The sequence below is a fragment of the Bradyrhizobium sp. CB3481 genome (genome assembly GCF_029714305.1).
In the GTDB taxonomy this organism is placed as follows: Bacteria; Pseudomonadota; Alphaproteobacteria; order Rhizobiales; family Xanthobacteraceae; genus Bradyrhizobium.
This window is the reverse complement of record NZ_CP121647.1, coordinates 6912464-6929927: the sequence shown is the minus strand read 5'-3', so window position 1 is coordinate 6929927 and position 17464 is coordinate 6912464. Positions and strand designations below refer to the sequence as shown.

General features: G+C 64.6%; 14 protein-coding genes and 1 pseudogene. 2 read left to right on the top strand and 13 right to left on the bottom strand.

The genetic code is table 11. The features are described 5' to 3' along the window. Positions 1–11 precede the first annotated feature (11 nt). Together QA643_RS33515 and QA643_RS33510 are read right to left on the bottom strand one after the other, a co-directional pair. Positions 12–2690 carry an alpha/beta hydrolase fold domain-containing protein gene (locus QA643_RS33515; protein WP_283029926.1) on the bottom strand — a complete coding sequence of 893 codons (2679 nt, stop codon included), beginning with the start codon at positions 2688–2690 and terminating at the stop codon, positions 12–14. A 267-nt stretch (positions 2691–2957) separates the two neighbouring features. Next, entirely contained in the window at positions 2958–3902 is a 945-nt protein-coding gene (locus QA643_RS33510) for a LysR family transcriptional regulator (protein WP_283029925.1), read from the bottom strand. Between the two features lie 197 nt (positions 3903–4099). On the opposite strand from QA643_RS33510, the pseudogene QA643_RS33505 reads away from it, so the two are divergent. After that, positions 4100–5064 (top strand): annotated as a pseudogene (locus QA643_RS33505) (tripartite tricarboxylate transporter substrate-binding protein). A 92-nt stretch (positions 5065–5156) separates the two neighbouring features. Continuing rightward, positions 5157–5828 carry a thiaminase II gene (gene tenA / locus QA643_RS33500; protein WP_283029924.1) on the top strand — a complete coding sequence of 224 codons (672 nt, stop codon included), beginning with the start codon at positions 5157–5159 and terminating at the stop codon, positions 5826–5828. Between the two features lie 5 nt (positions 5829–5833). Here the strand turns inward: tenA and QA643_RS33495 are convergent, their stop codons facing one another. The 11 genes from QA643_RS33495 to QA643_RS33445 all read right to left on the bottom strand — a co-directional run bounded on the left by QA643_RS33495 (position 5834) and on the right by QA643_RS33445 (position 17460). After that, entirely contained in the window at positions 5834–7024 is a 1191-nt protein-coding gene (locus tag QA643_RS33495; RefSeq protein ID WP_283029923.1) for an ABC transporter permease, read from the bottom strand. Positions 7025–7027: 3 nt separating this feature from the next. Continuing rightward, complete coding sequence (locus QA643_RS33490; protein ID WP_283029922.1) at positions 7028–8188, bottom strand: ABC transporter permease; 1161 nt, start codon at positions 8186–8188, stop codon at positions 7028–7030. Then, positions 8185–8865 (bottom strand): ABC transporter ATP-binding protein, encoded by a 681-nt coding sequence (locus tag QA643_RS33485; RefSeq protein ID WP_283035015.1) that lies wholly within the window; start codon positions 8863–8865, stop codon positions 8185–8187. The genes QA643_RS33490 and QA643_RS33485 overlap by 4 nt, the downstream gene beginning before the upstream one ends. Positions 8866–8913: 48 nt before the next feature. After that, entirely contained in the window at positions 8914–9984 is a 1071-nt protein-coding gene (locus tag QA643_RS33480; protein ID WP_283029921.1) for an efflux RND transporter periplasmic adaptor subunit, read from the bottom strand. A gap of 383 nt (positions 9985–10367) precedes the next feature. Continuing rightward, positions 10368–11381, bottom strand: a complete 1014-nt coding sequence (locus tag QA643_RS33475; protein WP_283029920.1) for an NAD(P)-dependent alcohol dehydrogenase — start codon at positions 11379–11381, stop codon at positions 10368–10370. A gap of 67 nt (positions 11382–11448) precedes the next feature. Beyond that, positions 11449–12075 (bottom strand): NAD(P)H-dependent oxidoreductase, encoded by a 627-nt coding sequence (locus QA643_RS33470; protein ID WP_283035014.1) that lies wholly within the window; start codon positions 12073–12075, stop codon positions 11449–11451. Positions 12076–12088: 13 nt separating this feature from the next. Continuing rightward, positions 12089–13666, bottom strand: a complete 1578-nt coding sequence (locus QA643_RS33465; protein ID WP_283029919.1) for an isochorismatase family protein — start codon at positions 13664–13666, stop codon at positions 12089–12091. 21 nt (positions 13667–13687) lie between these two features. Continuing rightward, positions 13688–14536, bottom strand: a complete 849-nt coding sequence (locus QA643_RS33460; protein WP_283029918.1) for an MBL fold metallo-hydrolase — start codon at positions 14534–14536, stop codon at positions 13688–13690. A gap of 40 nt (positions 14537–14576) precedes the next feature. Beyond that, positions 14577–15467: an amidohydrolase family protein gene (locus QA643_RS33455; protein ID WP_283029917.1), complete on the bottom strand. Its 891-nt coding sequence runs from the start codon at positions 15465–15467 to the stop codon at positions 14577–14579. Further along, positions 15464–16582, bottom strand: a complete 1119-nt coding sequence (locus QA643_RS33450) for a VWA domain-containing protein (protein WP_283029916.1) — start codon at positions 16580–16582, stop codon at positions 15464–15466. The genes QA643_RS33455 and QA643_RS33450 overlap by 4 nt, the downstream gene beginning before the upstream one ends. Then, positions 16579–17460, bottom strand: coding sequence for a MoxR family ATPase (locus QA643_RS33445; RefSeq protein WP_283029915.1), 882 nt, complete (start codon positions 17458–17460; stop codon positions 16579–16581). The genes QA643_RS33450 and QA643_RS33445 overlap by 4 nt, the downstream gene beginning before the upstream one ends. Between the last annotated feature and the right edge of the window lie 4 nt (positions 17461–17464).

Genomic DNA, 17464 nt, shown 5'->3' with positions numbered 1-17464 from the left:
CTGCGGCATATCTACCCCGCCGCCGCGTTCACCGTGATCGGCGAGACGTCCTGCTCGGCTTCCTCCAGCGCCTTCGGCAGACCCGCAAAGCCGCGCAGGGCCTCCGCCATCTTCACGCGGGCGCTGACGCCGGTGATCACCACGTCCACCATCATCAGCGAGGTATGGATGTGGCCGCGGGCCTGCAGCTGCTCGACCGGGCTGCCGGCAGCCGCCAGCGCTTGTGCATATTCGATGCCCTCGTCGCGCAGCGGATCGAATTCGCAGGTGGCGATGAATGCAGGTGGAAGCCCAGCAAGATTACCGCGCAGAGGAGAGGCGCGCGGATCGGTGCGGTCGGCGGGCGAGCAATAGATGTCCCAGAACCAGAACATCATGGAACGCGTCACGAAATAGCCGTCGGCGTTCTCGGCATAGGAGGGACGATCGAACCTGCAATCGGTGACCGGGCAGATCAGGAGCTGGCCCGCGATGTCAGGGCCGCCGCGGTCGCGCGCGAGCTGGCAGGTGACGGCGGCGATATTGCCGCCGGCGCTCCAGCCGGCGACCAGCACCGGTCCCGGCCTGCCGCCGAGCTCGGCCGCATGCTCGGCGATCCAGCGCGTCGCCGCATAGCCGTCCTCGGCCGCCGCCGGGAATCGGTGCTCGGGCGCGTGGCGATAGCCGACGCTGACCACGATCATGCCGCTGCGGCGGCAGAGATCGCGGCAGAACGGATCGTCGGATTGCTCGTCGCCGAGCACCCAGCCGCCGCCGTGGAAATAGACCACGATTGGATGCGGCCCCGGCGTTGCCGGCCTGTAGAGACGATAGGGCAGCAGACCCTCGGCGCCGTGCAGCACGCCGTCGCCGACCTCGCCGACCGGACGTCCGGCCGGACGGCCCTTATTGAATTCGGTCAGGAAGTCGCGCGCGCCCTGCGCGCCAAGCTGTTCGATGATGGGAAGGTTCATCTCCGCCAGCATGCCGAGCACCAGCCGGACGTCCGGCTGCAAATGCACGACTCTGCCGTCATTGCACTGCTCGGCGACATCGGGGCCGGTCATGCGGAAACCGAGCATGCCGCGGGCGACGACCTCGTTGCAGATGCTGCGGTAGGGGCCGACGCCGCCGCAATAGGGCATCACGCCCTGCGCCTTGCCGGGGACATTGGCGCCGGTGTACCAGGTGTTGGCAAGGCGATGCAGCGTCATCATCGAGCAATCGGCCATGTGCTGCGCCCAGCCGGCCTGCGCCGTGTCGGTCGCATCGATGGCGGTGAAACCGGCCTCGCGCATTGCCGCCAGGCGGTCGACCACCCAGTCGACATGCTGCTCGATCGAAACCGCCATGTTCGACAGCACCGATGGGCTGCCGGGGCCGGTAATCAGGAACAGGTTCGGGAAGCCGGCGACGGTGAGTCCGAGATAGGTCTGCGGGCCGCTGGCCCAGACATCAGACAGCGACTTGCCGTCACGGCCGGTGATCGGGTGCACCGCGCGGATCGCGCCGGTCATGGCGTCGAAGCCAGTGGCGAACACAATGACGTCGACGTCGAAGCTGCGCTTGTCGGTTGTGATGCCGGTCGCCGTGATCTCGGTGATCGGCTCCTGCCGCAAATTCACCAGCGTGACATTCGATCGATTATAGGTGGCGTAGTAGTTGGTATCGAGGCAGGGTCGCTTGGCACCGAACGGATGGTCGTGCGGCGTCAGCGCTTCGGCCGTCGCGGGGTCCTTGACGATCTCGTGGATCTTCTCGCGGATCAGGTCCGCGAGCAGCCTGTTGCCGTCGACGTCGACGCCCTGGTCGGCCCAGAGCTGGGTGAGGATGTAGACGAGATCGCCGGTGGCCCACGCCTGCTCGAAGCGCTCGCGCCGTTCGGCATCGCTGAGCTGCCAGCTCACCGCCATCTGCTGCGGATAGGGAACACCGGCGAGCGACCAGCGCGCCTGCTCGCGATAGACGGCGCGGTCGCCTTGAAGCATCGCGAGCCGGTCCGCCGGCGCCGGGCCGTTATGGGCGGGCAGCGCGAAATTCGGCGTGCGCTGGAATACGGTGAGATGCGCGGCCTGCTCGGCGAGCAGCGGGATCGACTGGATGCCCGACGATCCCGTGCCGATCACGGCGATACGCTTGCCGGCGAGCTTGACTTCCTCGTGTGGCCAGCGTCCCGTGAAATAGACCTCTCCCTTGAAATCCTTGACGCCGTCGATCTCCGGCGGCTTGGGCGCGGAGAGGCAGCCGGTCGCCATGATGTAATAGCGGCAGGAGACGCCAGCGCCATTGCTGGTCGTGAGCTGCCAGCGCTGGGTGCTTTCATTCCAACTAGCCGATGTGACCTTGGTGCCGAAGCGAATGTCGCGCCGCAGATCGTAGCGGTCGGCGACGAAGCCGAGATAGCGCAGGATTTCCGGTTGGGTCGCGTACTTCTCCGACCATTGCCAGGCCTTCTCCAGGTCGGGATCGAAGGTGTAGCTGTAATCGATGGTCTGGATGTCGCAGCGTGCGCCGGGATAGCGATTCCAGTACCAGGTGCCGCCGACATCGCCGGCTTCCTCGATCACGACAGTCGAGAATCCGGCCTTGCGCAAGCGATGCAGAAGATAAAGGCCGGCAAATCCGGCACCGACCACGGCGACATCGACCTGTTGCGTCGCGCCGCTGTTGGTCGTTTCAGAAGAACGTGCTGCAACCGCTGCGTCTGGCATGCCACTCCTCCCGTGCTTTATGTTTTGGGAGAGGCTACGCCCGGGTGTTCAGTTTGTCATCAGAACAAATGCAATCGCCGGATGATTGCAGCAGCCATGCGCTGCCGCGTCCGATTTTGCAAATTTCTGTCGTCCCTGCGAACGCAGGGACCCATACCGCGTGATTTCTCAATATGGCAGCCTGGCAGACGCCTTTCGCAAAACCTCTGCTGGTGGTTATGGGTCCCTGCGTTCGCAGGGACGACGCTGAAAGTGTGTGTGCTTCTGCTACGCGCGCTTTCGCCGCTCGCTTGGGTGGCGGCGTTCACTTCCGACTTTCGCCCAGTTCGGGCTGAAATCGAGCGTGAAATCACGAAAACTTTCCACGGCCGGCGAAAGCGAGGCGCTATTGCGCACGAACATCGCGATCCTCCATTTGACGGTTGGTTGCGTGAGCGGCAGGAATGTCAGCCCAAAGCCGTGGACCAGTGGCTCCGCCATCGACGGGCAGATCACCGCGCCCTGCCGCACGCGCAGCATCGAGAGCGCGGTGTTTACCCGATGCACCGGCACCAAATGCATTGGATGACGTCGCGGCGGCACCTGGCTCAATACGTTGACCGAGATGTTGGGCATGTAATTGAGCAGCGGCCGCTCGCGCAGCTCCTTCCAACTGACCAACTTGCCCTTGGCCAAAGGGTCGTCGCCGCGCAGCGCCACCCAGAGCGGATCGGCGCAGACCATGTGCACTTCGACGGATTGATCCGGAACGACGCCGGCCGGCCCGAAGCCGATATCGGTCGAGCCGTTCTGCAGACCCGCCAGCACTTCGTGGATCGGTACGTCGTCGAACCGGACATCCACGCCGGGGTGGCTGCCATTGTAGGCGGAGATGAGCTCCGGCAGCAGCGTGCAGGACAGCGTCTCGGGCGCGGCGACGCGCACCAATCCGCGGCGCAGCTCCTTGAGATGGGTGAGATTCTCCAGCGCCTCGTCGAGGTTCGACAGCACGCGCCGCGCCATCGGCGCGAAGGTCTCGCCGACCGCGGACGCCGCAACCTTGCGGGTGGTGCGGTCGAGCAGGCGCACACCGACGCGGCTCTCTAGCTCCTTGATCAATCCGGAGAGTGCCGCCTGCGACAGGTGCATGGCCTTGGCGGCTTCCGAGAAGCTCGCGGCGTCGAGCACGGCCAGGTAGGCGCGGAGCTGCCGCAGGGTCACATCCATCGCCATCACGCGCCTCCCGATCTTCCTTCGCCATTCATAGAGGGAGCTTATCAATCCGTCAAAAAATACACATTGTTCGATAGAAGCCGCCTCACTATCGTTGCGGCCCATAATGAAGGGCCCAACGATCTTTCTCGGCAGTGCGGCTCAATGAAAATGGGACGGACGCGCCGGCAACGTCGGGCCTTTCCCGGGAGGCATTCATGAACGTTACGCGCCGAACGCTGCTGGGAACGATCGCCGCGGGCTTCGCCGCAAGCGCCGGTTTCGAGGCTGTCGCCGAAGGCGACTGGCCGTCGCGCCTGGTGCGGCTGATCTCGCCCTATGGCGCCGGCGGGTCCAACGACATTTCGCTGCGTATTCTCGCCGAACAATTTGGCCGCAGCTTCAATCAGCAGTTCATCGTCGAGAACCGGCCGGGAGCGGGCACGCGCATTGCGAATGAGATGGTAGCGCGTGCTGCGCCCGATGGATACACCTTCCTCTACGCAGCCGCGCCCTATGCGACCGCCGAAGCGCTGTTCGGAAAACTGAAATACGAGCGCAAGGATCTGCAGCCGGTGGCGATGGCGGTGATGGCGCCGCTGTTTCTGATCGCCAACGCCAAGGCGGGCGTCACCAGCCTGCAGGAGCTAATCGTGCGCGGCAAGTCGCAGCCCGATGGCTTGACCTTCGCCTCTCCGGGCGCGGGCTCGCAGCCGCATCTGGCGGCCGAGCTGTGGCTGAGGGACGCCGGCGTCAAGGGGCTCAACGTGCAGTACCGCGGCGATGCGATGGCCTATACCGAACTGCTCGCCGGCCGCGTCGACGCGACGTTGACGGCGATCAGTACCGCGCTGCCGCACATCCAGAGCGGTGATTTCCGCGTGCTGGGCGTTGCCTCGGCCGAACGCAGCGCGATCTATCCGGACGCGCCGACCCTGCGCGAGCAGGGCTTTCCCAACGTGGTCGCATCCGGCTGGTTCGGCTTCATGGCGCCGCAGCCGATCGTCGGGCGGATGCAGGAGGAGATCATCCGCGCGCTCGGTGATGCCGAGGTGAAGCAGAGGCTGCTGGCGCAAGGGCTGGAAGCGCGCCCGGCACCGCTGCCGATTTCGGCAAGTTCGTCGACGACGAGACGCGTAAATGGGGCGACCTGATCCGCGCCACCGGCCTTAAGGGAGAATAGTCAGATCGCGCCATGAGGACCTATGGCCAAGTCCACATCGAGTTACTATTGATGTAGCAGCACAAATATGACGGCGGATCTGGCGAGGGACCGTGAGTTTCTTCGAGCGTCTGAAAAATGAAGCGCCAGCGGAGTGGCGGGCCTATACCGAGCACCCGTTCACCGACGCCTTGGCGGACGGCTCGCTCGCTGAGGCGGCGTTTCGCCATTACCTCGTTCAGGACTATTTGTTCCTGATCGAGTTTGCCCGCGCCTACGCGCTCGCCGTCTACAAGTCGCCAGAGCTCGCCGACATGCGTGAAGCGGCGGCAGGCCTGTCGGCGATCCTCGATGTCGAGATGAACCTGCACGTAAAACTCTGCGCAGGGTGGGGCCTGTCGCCGGATGATCTGGAACGAGCGCCTCCGGCGAGCGAGATGCTGGCCTACACACGCTACGTACTCGACGCAGGCATGCGCGGTGATCTGCTGGCGCTCAAGGTGGCACTGGCGCCTTGCGTGATCGGCTATGCGGAGATCGCCACGCGGCTTGCCTCAAAGCCCCAAGCGATGGCTGCGGCGAATCCCTATCATGTCTGGATCGCTGAATATGCCGGTGCGCCATACCAGGAGGTCGCGGCGCACGCACGGGCGCACCTCGATGATCTCGCCGAACGCTATATCACACCGGCCCGCGAGGCGGAGCTGATCGCCATCTTCAGGGAAGCCACCCGGCTCGAGGCTGATTTCTGGGAGATGGGGTGGCGCGCGGGATTGCGAGATTAACACCTTCAGTGCGCGTAGAGGCCCTCGACGATCGGCAGTCGCGCCGCCCTCAGCGCCGGAAACAATCCGCCGATCAAGCCGACGATCAGCGCCAGCGCAACGCCCTCGGCGATCAGCCAGGGACTGAGCTTGAAGTCGAACACCACCTGCGTGAAGTTGCCGCCAAGCGTCGATGCGGTGACGCCGTCGAAGATCAGGTAGGTGGCGGCGGCGCCGAGCAGCCCGCCGATCACGGCAAGCAGCAGCGATTCCGCGAGCGTTCCGACGAAAGCGGGAAAGCCGCCGAAGCCGATGGCGCGTAGCGTGGCGATCTCCGTCGCCCGCGAGGCGACGGACGAATACATCGTGTTGAGCGCGCCGGCGACGGCGCCGAGTGCCATTGCGATCGCCAGCGGCCAGCCGAGTTTCTGGATCAGGTCTGAGGTCTGCGACGCCTGTTCGGCGAAGTAGGCGGCTTCCGATTTGACGTCCAGCTTCAGCCGCGGGTCGTTGTCGCTGTAGCTCTTCAGATCACTGAGCGCGGCCGGCCCGGTGAGACGGGCGCGCACGGTCTGAACGATGTTGTTGCGGTTGAACAGGCTCTGCACCACGTTGAGGTCGGCCCAGATCTCGGATTCGAACACGCTGCCGCCGGCCTCGAACACGCCGACGACGTTCCAGCGCGTGGCGCCGAACGATACGGTCGAGCCGATATCGAATCCTTCGAACTCCCGCAGCAGCGCCTTGCCGACCACCACCTCGTTGCTGCCGCGGTTGAACATGCGGCCGGCGGTGATGGTGATGCCCTTGCGCAGCTCCGAACCCTGTTCGCCGATCCCGCGCAGCGGCAGATTGGCCTTGGTCTTGGTCGTGCGCTTGATGCCGTCGACCACAAGATAGAGCTCGGGCGAGATCAGCGGCTTGCCGTCGCTGCCGCGCGCGATGCCGGGGCCGTCCTCGATCAGCCGCACCTGATCACGGCTCACCGTGCTGTTGATCTCGGCCTGCGAGCCGGCCCGCAGCACGATCGCGATGTCATCGGCGCCGGAGCCGGCGATGGTGCGCTGGAAGCCATTGGCCATGGCGAGGAAGGCAAGCAGCACGATCACCACCAGCGCGATCGCGATCACCGTTGAGAGCGAGAGCCAGCGCCGCTGCGTAATGCTTTTGAGATTAATCGAAGTGACCGCAGCCACTTGAAGCCAGAGCGAACGCATGCCTTAACCCCGTCCGAGTGCAGTTGCGATCTTGAGCCGCATGGCGTTGAGTGCCGGAATGATCCCGGTGATCAATCCGAGCGCGATCATCAGCGCCAGCCCTTGCAGCACGATGGTCGGCGATACGGCAAAAGCCGGCGCGACGTTGGTAAGGCTCGCGCGCAGCGCCATGGCGATCAGCGCCGCAATTGCCAATCCAGGAATTCCGCCGAGCAGCGCCAGCAACACGGATTCGCCAAGCACCATTGCCAAAATCCGCGGGCCTGAAAAGCCGAGCGTCTTCAGCACGCCGATCTCGCGGGTGCGCTCCCGGATCGACAGCGCCATGGTATTGCCGACGATCATCAGGATCGTCACGAAGGCGGCGCCCACCACCAGGAGCACGATCAGCGCGATGTTGCCGAACTGCGCCACGAAGGCCTTGCCGAACGCCTTCTCGGTATCGGTCGAGGTTTCCGCGGTGGAATTGGCAAACATGGCGTCGATCGACTTGGCGACGCGATCGTTGTTTTCGGGCGAGGTGGTCTGCAGGATCATCCAGCCGATGGTGTCCTTGCCGAAGCTGCGGGTCTCGTCGAAATAGGCGTACTGGAACAGGAGGAAGTTGGTGTCGACATGCTCGAGCTTGCCCTTGACGATGCCGGCGATGGTGAGGTCCCAGGTGTGGCCGCCGCTCTTCTGGCTGAAGATGTTGCTCTGAATGGGAATGCGATCGCCGATCTTCCAGCCCCATTTCTGCGCCAGTTTCTCGCCGACCAGCGCGCTGCTGCGGTCGCGAGCAAAGGCCTGTAGCTGCTCGGGCGGAACATCGAATTCGCTGCGATAGACATCGAAGTAGGTGCTGGGCTCGATCGCGAGCGCCATCACGAAATTCTTCGGGTCCTGATAATAGCCGCCGAACCAGTTGGCGAAGGTCACCTGCCGTACCCCTTCCACCGCCTTGACGCGGTTGAAGTAGGCGATCGGCATCGGCTGGGTGAAGTTGATCTTGTTGACCGTGATCATGCGATCCGCGGCGGCGCGATCCTCGCCGAGGGTGAAGGCGCGGTGGAATCCAGCGAGCACGCCGAAGATCATGAAGGCGATCAGGATCGACACGATCATCAGGCTCGCTCGCAATTTGCGGCGGAACAGGTTCTTCCGTACCAGGTCGAAGCCGTTCACGCGGCAAGCTCCCGTTCGACGAAGCGGCCCTTGTCGAGATGCAGCACGCGCTTGGCGTAGTTCGCCGCCGCAGGATCGTGCGTCACCATCACGATGGTCTTGCCGAGATCGCTATTGAGCAGTTGCAGGATAGATAGAATCTCGTCGGCGGATTGCCTGTCGAGGTCACCGGTCGGCTCGTCGCAAAGCAGGAGATTCGGATCGGAAACGATGGCGCGCGCAATCGCCACGCGCTGCTGCTGGCCGCCGGACATCTCGCGCGGCCGATGCTTCATGCGGTCGGCAAGGCCCACTACGGAAAGCGCGGTCTCGACACGCGCCGCGCGCTCTTTGCTGCGCAGTTTGGTGAGCAATAGCGGCAGCTCGACATTCTGCGCCGCGGTCAACATCGGCATCAGATTGTAGAACTGGAAAATGAAGCCGATATTGGCCGCACGCCAGGCCGCCAGTTCGCCTTCGGAAAGGCCGTCGATGCGCTGGTCGGCGACAGAAATCTCACCAGCGTCAGCGCGGTCGATGCCGCCGAGCAGGTTGAGCAGCGTCGTCTTGCCCGAACCCGACGGGCCCATCACGGCGATGAAATCACCGCGGGGGATCGCCAGGTCGAGATGATCGAAGATCGAAATCGTTTCTTTCCCCTTGGTGAAACGCTTGTCTACGCCGGCAAGGCGAACCATCGGATGTTCGGCTGTCACGTGTGTGTCCTCTTCCATATCGGCGGGGAGTTAGTTCGCGGCAGTGGCTTCAGCGGTGCCATTCGCCCTGGCTTCGCGCATGAAGTTCACTTTCACCGCCATGTCGGGCAGGATGCGCGGATCCTTCTTCTCGAAGCGGATGCGAACCTTCACCGTGGCTTTCTCGCGGTTCGCGGTTGGCACGATGGCTATCACCGAGGCGGGAATGGTCCAGTCTGGGTAGGCGTCCAGCACCGCGTTGACGGGGCCGCCTGGGACAACGCGGCCGATGAAGGCCTCGTTGACGTCGACCTCGATTTCGATCGAATCCATGTCGACGATGGTGCAGATGCCGGTGCGGGTGTAGCCGCCGACCGACATCGGCGAAATCATCTCGCCGGGCTGGGCGCTGCGGTCGATGACGACGCCGGAAAACGGCGCCTTGATCTGGTGCTTTTCGAGCATCGAGCCCGAGCGCTTGGCGTCGATCTTTGCGGTCTCGAATTGCGACTGTGCCTGGCGCAGTTGCGCGCTGAGCACGCCGACGCGGGCCTGCGCCTTGGTCAGGTCGGCCTCGGTCGCAAAATTCTTTTGCGAGAGCGTCTGTATGCGCGTCATGATGCGGGTCGCGTCTTCGAGATCGGCCGTGATTGCCGCGATCGCGGCATCGGCCGTTTCGACCCGCGACCGGGACAGTTCATAGTCCTTTTCGGCGAGCACGCTGTCGAGCCGCGCGACGACCTGGCCTTCGGTCACGGTCATGCCTTCGTCGATGAAGACCTCGACGACCTTGCCGGTGATCTCGGCGGCCACGGTCGCCTTGCGGCGCGCCACCACATAGCCGGAGGCGGCGAGGCTGCCGGCGGCCTTGTTATTCGCTGCGGCCTGCTGCTGCGGTGGTGTCTGCGGCTGCGCGGCGGGCTGAGGCGTGCTCTGCGATGCGGTCTCCTTGGGCGCGTCCTGACGGCTGAACTCGTAGGCGCCAAAGGCGGCGAATGCGACAACGACGCAGACGGCAGCCGTTATGGCGATTGGCACCCAGCGACGGCCGGGTCGTTCCGCCTTGCCGGCGCTGCGATCGATGGTCAGCGATCTCAAGAGTTCGCTCTTGTCTTTGGTCATTGCTCATTTCCATCCGGCGGCTCGCTGCAGCCCCTGCGCGAACGGCATCATTCTCGCGCTGGCGGTCCCCACTCACAGCCGGTCTACATGTCTCGCTACAGAACGGGGCAGCCCCCGGCGCCCAAGGCAGCATCCCCGCTCGGTTGCAGATCCCGTTCAGCTCTCGCGAGCGCCAGACGGCGCCCGTTCATCGGCGAGGCGAATGACACGAATTTAAAGCCTAAAGGTGACGGAGGCAATCGCTGGAACTAGCAAGAGTTGCAGCGTTGGTGCTGCCAGTTGTGGCCATTGGCAGCAAGACTGTCTTGCTCAGGAAACACATCGGCCAAGAATGCACTCAAAACCGGGCAAATTGTTGCAGAGGAACCGGCCACCCCGCGCACTCAGCCGATCGCGATCGCCACTTTCCCGAAATGCGCGCCGCTCTCCATGTGGAAAAACGCCTGCTTCGCCTGATCGAACGGAAAAGTCTTGTCGATCACCGGCTTCGTCCGGTGAAGCGCAATGGCATCCGCCATCGCCTGGAGATCCTCGACCGATCCGACGGTGACGCCCTGCAACCGCTGTTGCTGCATCACCATCAAGGGGAGCCGCAGGTCCGACGCTGGCGGCCCGGCGAGCACGCCGATGAAGGCGATGGTGCCGCCGATCCTGACAGCGCGGATCGATTCGTTCAGCGTGCCGACCCCGCCGACTTCGACGACGAGATCGACGCCTTGCCCGCTCCATTCGCGCGCTTTCTTTCCCCAATCGGGCGTCGCCCTATAGTTCAAGGTGTGGTCGGCGCCGAGCTGCTTGAGGCGTTCGATCTTGGCGTCGCTGGAGGAAGTCGCGATGACGCGCGCGCCGCACATCTTCGCAAATTGCAGGGCGAACAGCGATACGCCGCCGGTGCCTTGCGTCAGAACGGTCTGGCCCGGCTTGATGCCACCGAGCTTGACGACGGCGCTCCAGGCCGTGACGCCGGCGCAGGGGAGCGCGGCGGCTTCGACATCACTGAGGTGCTCCGGCGTTCTGACCAGCGCATGCTCCGGAAATATCCGGTACTCCGTCAATACGCCGTCAACGGACCCGCCGAGCGCTGCACGCATCTTGGCTGTGCTGGGTCCGCCGCTAAGCCAGCTTTCGAAGAAGCTGCCGATGACGCGGTCGCCTGTAGCGAATTCCTTGACGCCCGGGCCGACCCGTTCGACCACACCGGCACCATCAGAGACCGGCACCAGCGGAAATTTCTGACGCGAGCCGTAGCCGCCTTTGACGGTGAGGAGGTCGCGATAGTTCAGCGTGGCGGCTTTCAGCCGTACCAGCACCTGGCCGTCGCCGGGCTCCGGCATAGGCTTGTCCAACAGAGCGAGCCCGTCGATTCCGCCCGGTCCCTGCAGCTCATAAGATTTCAACGGAAATCTCCTTCGCAATCGTAAGCGCATATTGCCGCAAAGGTTCCGATGCTGCCAGCACGCCCGGCTAGAATCTCGCAGCCATCTCGGCCAGCCGCCGATGCGCGCTTTCACGCGCGGCGCGGATCGGCTCAGCCGGTCCGGTCGTCGGGCCGATCGGCACGAAGCGGACGTTGCGGACGCCGATGAAGCGCAGCGCCTCCCGCAAATAGGGCGTCGCCATGTCGATGCGGCCGCGGTTCATGCCGGTGACGAAATCGCTGCCGCTCGCCAGGATGACGATCGTCGGCCGATCCTTGACGAGCGGCAGATAGCCCAGCGCGGGATCGAACCGGAACGTCAGCCCGGGCTGCGTGATCACGTCGATCCATTGCTTCAGCTTGTAGGGAATGCCGAAATTCCACATCGGCGTCGAGATCAGCACGCGGTCTGCAAGCGCGAAGCGTAGCGCGATGCGCTCGGCGACCGCAAAGGCATCGCGCTGCGAATCGGTGAAAGCGTGCCCGCCGATGCGGGCATATTTTGCCTCCAGGACATAGCCCTCGAATTCCGGAAGGTGGTCCTTCCAGAGATTCATGACGTCGATATCCCAATCCGGCCGCGCCTCGCGGAAGCGCTCGATGAAGACCCGGGCGCCGGCGGAAGATTCGGCATCCGTGCGCGGCGAGCAACTCAGGTGAAAGAGTTTTGGCACGGCCAAGCCCTGATCATCCCAGCCCCCTGATGACGGCATCGGCGTTGGTGACGACGGCAACGTTCTGCATCGCAAATTTGATGGAGGCGTTGTGCCAGTCGGCGTTCATGGTCGAGCAGCAGTCCTCAGGCACGATCATGAAATAGCCTTTGTCGGCGCCGGTGCGCGCGGTGTGCTCGACCGACATGTTGGTCCAGGCGCCGGTATTGATGATCATGTCGCGGCCCGTCGCCTTCAGGATGGTCTCCAGCCTTGTGCCTTCCCAAGCGCTCATCCGCATCTTCTCGACGACGAAATCGCCAGCACGCGGCTCGAGCCCCGGCACGGGTGCGGCGCCCCAGCTTCCACGCACCATCGCGCCACTGTCGACGAGGCCCTCGAACAGCGGCGCATTGAGCGTCACGCCGGGCGCGCCGGGCTCGACGACGAACCAGACATGAATGATGACCACGCCGCGGGCGCGGGCAGCCTCCGCGAGGCGGCGGACATTGTCGACCACGCGCTGCTGGCGCGCATGGCCGGGCGAGCCGGAATCGGCGAATGCGCCGCCTTCCATGATGACGTCGTTCTGCAAATCCTGGATGATCATGGCGCAGCGCCGGGGATCGAGCTGGATGTCGCCGCTCGCAAGCTGCGGCGGGGCGGCCGGAGCGGAGCCGGTCGTGGGCTCAGTCGAGATCCGTCCGCTCATATAGGGTTCGTGACGCGGCCCGGCCTTGACCGGGATCGCATAGACCGAGTGGGTTGCGGTGAGATAGAGTGTGCGGAAATCAGGGCCGCCCCAGGCGAGATTGGCGACGAGTTCGGGAACGCGCACCTTGCCCAGCAAATCGCCCGCCGGCGAATAGACCCAGACGCCGCTGGGTGCCGTGACCCAGACATTGCCGCGCTGGTCGCACTTCATGCCGTCGGGCAGGCCGGGCTCGAGCTCGGACCGGATGCCGCTGGCGAAGACGCGCGCGTTGGCGAGCGAGCCATCGGCCTCGACATCGAAGACGCGGATCAGCGCTTGCACGGTGTCGTTGACATAGAGCAGGCGCTCGTCGGGCGAGAAGCAGAGCCCGTTCGGTTGGTCGAACAGGTGTCGGTCGACCACGAGCTTTGGCGGGCCGCCGCCGGGCGGAACACGATAGACGCCCTGGAAGCCGAGCTGGCGCGGCCGCTCGACGCCATAGACCGGCATGCGGCCATACCAGGGGTCAGAGAAATAAATCGCGCCGCTGGAATGGACACAGACGTCGTTCGGGCTGTTGAGTTCCTGGTTCTCGAAATGCGAGGCGATCACCTCGCGCCTTCCGTCGGGACGCTCGCGAATCAAGGACGACGTGGCATGCTCGCAGACGATCAGGTTCAGCTCGGCATCATAGGTCATGCCGTTGCATTTGTTCGAAGGGCGCTTGACCTCGACCACGCCGCGCTTGGCATCCCATCGCCGGCGCACGTCGGCCGGCATATCCGAGAACAACAGGAAATGATGGACCGGATGCCAGATCGGACCCTCGGTAAAATCGAAACCGGTGCCGACCTGGCCGACCGGCGCATAGGGATCGATCAGCGTTTCGAAGTCCGGGCGCAGCGTGACATGCGTCATCGTTCGGTCTTTCCTAGGGCTTCACGCCGGAAACCAGTGGCGCTGCGGCAGGCTCTGAACGATCGGGCCGGGCACCTGGTCGTGCAGGCGGCCGACCACATTGCCGCCTTCGATCTTGGCCGGCCGGTCGTGCACCGGCAGCAGATAGCGCGAGCTGCTCAGCAGCTTCTTGATCGCCGCCTTTTCGGCGCGTTTGCTGGTGCCGTGGTTGCCGGTGGTGCGTGGCTCCCAGTCGTGGATTTCGTGGAAGGGGTTCACGATCTGGTCGTTGAAGTCGTAGATCACGTCGCCGCAAATGGTGGCGATGCCGTCGGCGGTGTGGACATGGATGTTCATCGAACCTTCGGTGTGGGCGTTGGCGGCATCGCAATAGACGCCCGGCATCAATTCGATCGGGCCGGTTATCTCGAGATCGAGGAAGCGCAGCGCGCTCTTGGTGTGCAGGCGGTCGATCAGATGCTTGATGTCCGGCGCCGGATATTGCGGATGCATCAGGCCGGAGACGGAATATTCCAGCTCCTTGCGGTTGAGCACGACCGTCGTGTTCATCGGGAACAGATCGTCCTTGCCAGCGTGATCGATATGCAGGTGGGTGTGGCAGACAAAACGGACGTCGCCCATGCGCACGCCGTGGCGCGCGAGCTGGTTCTCGATCATGTTTTCGTGGAATTGCAGGCCGCGCATGCCCAGCGTTTCCATGATCTGGTTAGAGCGATAGCCGGTGTCGACGACAACAGGATAGGGGCCACCGACGATCAAAAAGCCGAGCGTCAGGACACGGCGGGTGCGGCCGCAATCGCGGCCGAGCACGAGGAAGCTCGATTCCAGTTCGATATCCCCATAGTCTAGGATCTTGATCTCAAGCGGCATCTGTTCCCTCCCATATTCTTTTAATTGTCGGTTCGCGTCGTCATCGGTCCAACCGGTAGACGCGCAAGGCAGTCGTTCGCAGAACGGCGTCGCGCTGATCCGCAGCAAGCGGCGCCGTGGCGGCGAGATAGGCGTCGATCAGTTCGCGGTAGGTCGTCCAGAGCTTTTCGATCGGGAAATTCGAGCCGAACAGGCAGCGATCGGCGCCGAAGATCGCCACCGTATCGGCAAGGATCTCGGATACATGCGCGGGATCGTTGCGGTGGATGAAGGTGCCGAGGCCGGACAATTTTGAGACGACGTTCGGGCAGGCGGCCAGCCGCATCATTCCGCGGCGCCACGCGGAGCGGCCCTGCGGTGACAGGTCTTCCAGCATGCCGGCGTGCTGCAGGATGAAGGTGACATCGGGACAGGATTCGGCCAGGCCGGCGGCACCTTCCATCTGCGGCGCAAACACCTGCAGGTCGAAGCTGAAACCATAATCGGCGAGCCGCGCGACGTTGCGGCGGATTTTGGGATCGGCGCAGAGATCGGGCCGCGCGGCGAAGCGATAGAGCGGATTGTCGTGCCAGTGCAGTTGCATGCGTACGCCTCGCACCAGCGGATAGCGCGCCAGGCGGTCGAGCTGCGGGCGGACGTCATCGACGTTGAAATCGGCGTAGGAGACGATGGCGTGCGGCCAACCATGGTCCTTGGCCGTCTCCTGCACCCAGGCGGTTTCGTCCTCGAAGCGATCATTGGCCCAGTTGGTCTGCACATAGACCGAGCGCGTCACGCCGGACCCCGCGAGGTCGGCGAGATACTCTTGAATAGGATAGTCGCGGCGGATCGGCTCATAGGGGCCAAAGATGCGTGGCTGCATCGGGCCGATCAGCCACGGCAGGTCGGCCTGACGCCAGATATGATGATGGGCGTCGATGATTTCGGTCACGCAGCCTTCCTTTGTCCGAGCGAGAGCACATGGGAGACGATCGCGGCGGTCGTTTCGCCGCTGGCGAGATCATCCACGAAGCGGCGGATCGCAATCAGTGCTTCGGTCTGCGGCTGAAAGCCAGGACCGGAGGCCAGCGGCGTCAGCCAGCTCAGCCGCCAGGCGCGCCGCGACAGCCTTGCGACGGCATCGCGCAAGGCTGAGGGATCGCCGCGCTCGAGACCATCGGAGAGAATGACGACCGCGGCGCTGCGCGCATAACCGCCGAAGCGGGGGACCGCGAGGAACGCCTGCAGCGCATCGCCGATCCTTGTGCCGCCGTCCCAGTCGCTGACCAGATGCGCGGCAGCCGACAGCGCCTGTTCGCGGCGCTTGAGACGAAGCGCGCGGGATACCCGGGTAAGGCGGGTGCCGAAGGTGAACACTTCGACGTTGGGAGCCGCATGCACCACGGCATGCGCCAGCTTCATGTTGTCGTCGGTGCGGCCCTTCATCGAGCCGGAGACGTCGATCAGCAGCAGCACTTTGCGCGGGCGGGTGCGCCGTTTCAGCCGCCCGAGCCGCAGCACCTCGCCGTCGCTGCGCACGCTCTCGCGCAAGGTGCGGCGCAAGTCCGCCCACGGTCCACGGCGCGCGCGCATGCGGCGGTGGCCGCGGCGGCGCGGCAGTCGGGCAGGGGCCTCGCGCGCGAGCCGGCGCAGGGCGTCACCCGTCGCGCCGGGTGCGAAGCGGCGCTCGACCAGCGCCTCCGCGCGGGCGGCAACAAGGCCGGATTCATTGGCTTCGTCGGCCAGCAATGTCTCGTCTTCGCCGCGGCCTTCTTCCTGCAGGCGAACCACTTCCTCGTCTTCGGCGCCGGCCTGATCGATCGCTTCGCTGCCGAGGAAATGCAGTTCGAACAGGCGGTCATAGGTCGCGCGCCGTTCCGGCGGCGGAGCGAGCGTCGCCAGCCCCGCCTGGCGGATGGTCTCTAAACTGCGCGGCCCCAGCAGTTCGATCGCCGCGAGAAACGCCGTGGTCTGTTCCGGCGCCACCGCAAAGCCGTTGATACGCAGCAGCGCGACAAAGGACACGAAGACACGGACTGGCGTCGGCAGTTGCAGTTCGTCGCTCACGCAGCAGCCTCCGCGATCAGGGCATCGAGCCGGCCGGAGATGAAGGTGAGATCCTCCTCGTCCTTGAGCGCGACGCCGATCGAGCGCTTGAAGGCATCGGGCCAGCGCGCGCCGCGCGCGTGCAATAGCGTTGCCGCTTCGGCCCAGTCCACGGCTTCCGCAATGCCGGGCGCCTTGCTCAGCGGCTCGCGCCGCAGCTTGCCGACGGCGGCAACGACGGCCCGTGCAGTGGATTCGGCGACGCTGGAGGCCCGCATCATCACGATGCGCGCCTCGCGCTCGGCAGTGGGGTAATCGATCCAGTGATAGACGCAGCGGCGGCGCAGCGCCTCGTGCAGGTCGCGGGTGCGGTTCGAGGTGAGCACGACGACAGGGCGCTCGGCCGCGCGGACCGTGCCGCGTTCGGGAATCGAGATCTGGAAATCGGAGAGGAATTCGAGCAGGAACGCCTCGAACTCCTGGTCGGCGCGGTCGATTTCATCGATCAGGAGCACGGTGGAGTCGGGCGCGCGCAAGGCGGCGAGCATCGGACGTTCGATCAGGAACGTCTCGCCATAGATGTCGATGCTTTCCTCGCCGGCCTGGCGGATCGCGAGCATCTGGCGCGGATAGTTCCACTCGTAGAGCGCGGCGGATGCATCGATGCCTTCATAACATTGCAGGCGGATCAGGCGGCGGCCGAGCACGGCGGCGATGGCCTTGGCCGCTTCGGTCTTGCCGACACCGGGCGCGCCCTCCAGCAGCAACGGTTTGCCGAGCGCCAGCCCCAGATAGGCCGCCGTCGCGAGGCCTTCGTCGGCAAGATAATACGCCGTCCGCAACGCGCGTTCGAGCGCCTCGGGACTGTCGATGCCGACGATGTTGCCGCGGACCGTCATATCT

What these genes read in the sequence shown, in the direction of transcription:
- QA643_RS33515 (WP_283029926.1), bottom strand. Translation starts at nt 2,690, where the DNA reads ATGCCAGACGCAGCGGTTGCAGCACGTTCTTCTGAAACGACCAACAGC.
- QA643_RS33510 (WP_283029925.1), bottom strand. Translation starts at nt 3,902, where the DNA reads ATGGCGATGGATGTGACCCTGCGGCAGCTCCGCGCCTACCTGGCCGTG.
- QA643_RS33495 (WP_283029923.1), bottom strand. Translation starts at nt 7,024, where the DNA reads ATGCGTTCGCTCTGGCTTCAAGTGGCTGCGGTCACTTCGATTAATCTC.
- QA643_RS33485 (WP_283035015.1), bottom strand. Translation starts at nt 8,865, where the DNA reads ATGGTTCGCCTTGCCGGCGTAGACAAGCGTTTCACCAAGGGGAAAGAA.
- QA643_RS33480 (WP_283029921.1), bottom strand. Translation starts at nt 9,984, where the DNA reads ATGACCAAAGACAAGAGCGAACTCTTGAGATCGCTGACCATCGATCGC.
- QA643_RS33465 (WP_283029919.1), bottom strand. Translation starts at nt 13,666, where the DNA reads ATGACGCATGTCACGCTGCGCCCGGACTTCGAAACGCTGATCGATCCC.
- QA643_RS33460 (WP_283029918.1), bottom strand. Translation starts at nt 14,536, where the DNA reads ATGCCGCTTGAGATCAAGATCCTAGACTATGGGGATATCGAACTGGAA.
- QA643_RS33445 (WP_283029915.1), bottom strand. Translation starts at nt 17,460, where the DNA reads ATGACGGTCCGCGGCAACATCGTCGGCATCGACAGTCCCGAGGCGCTC.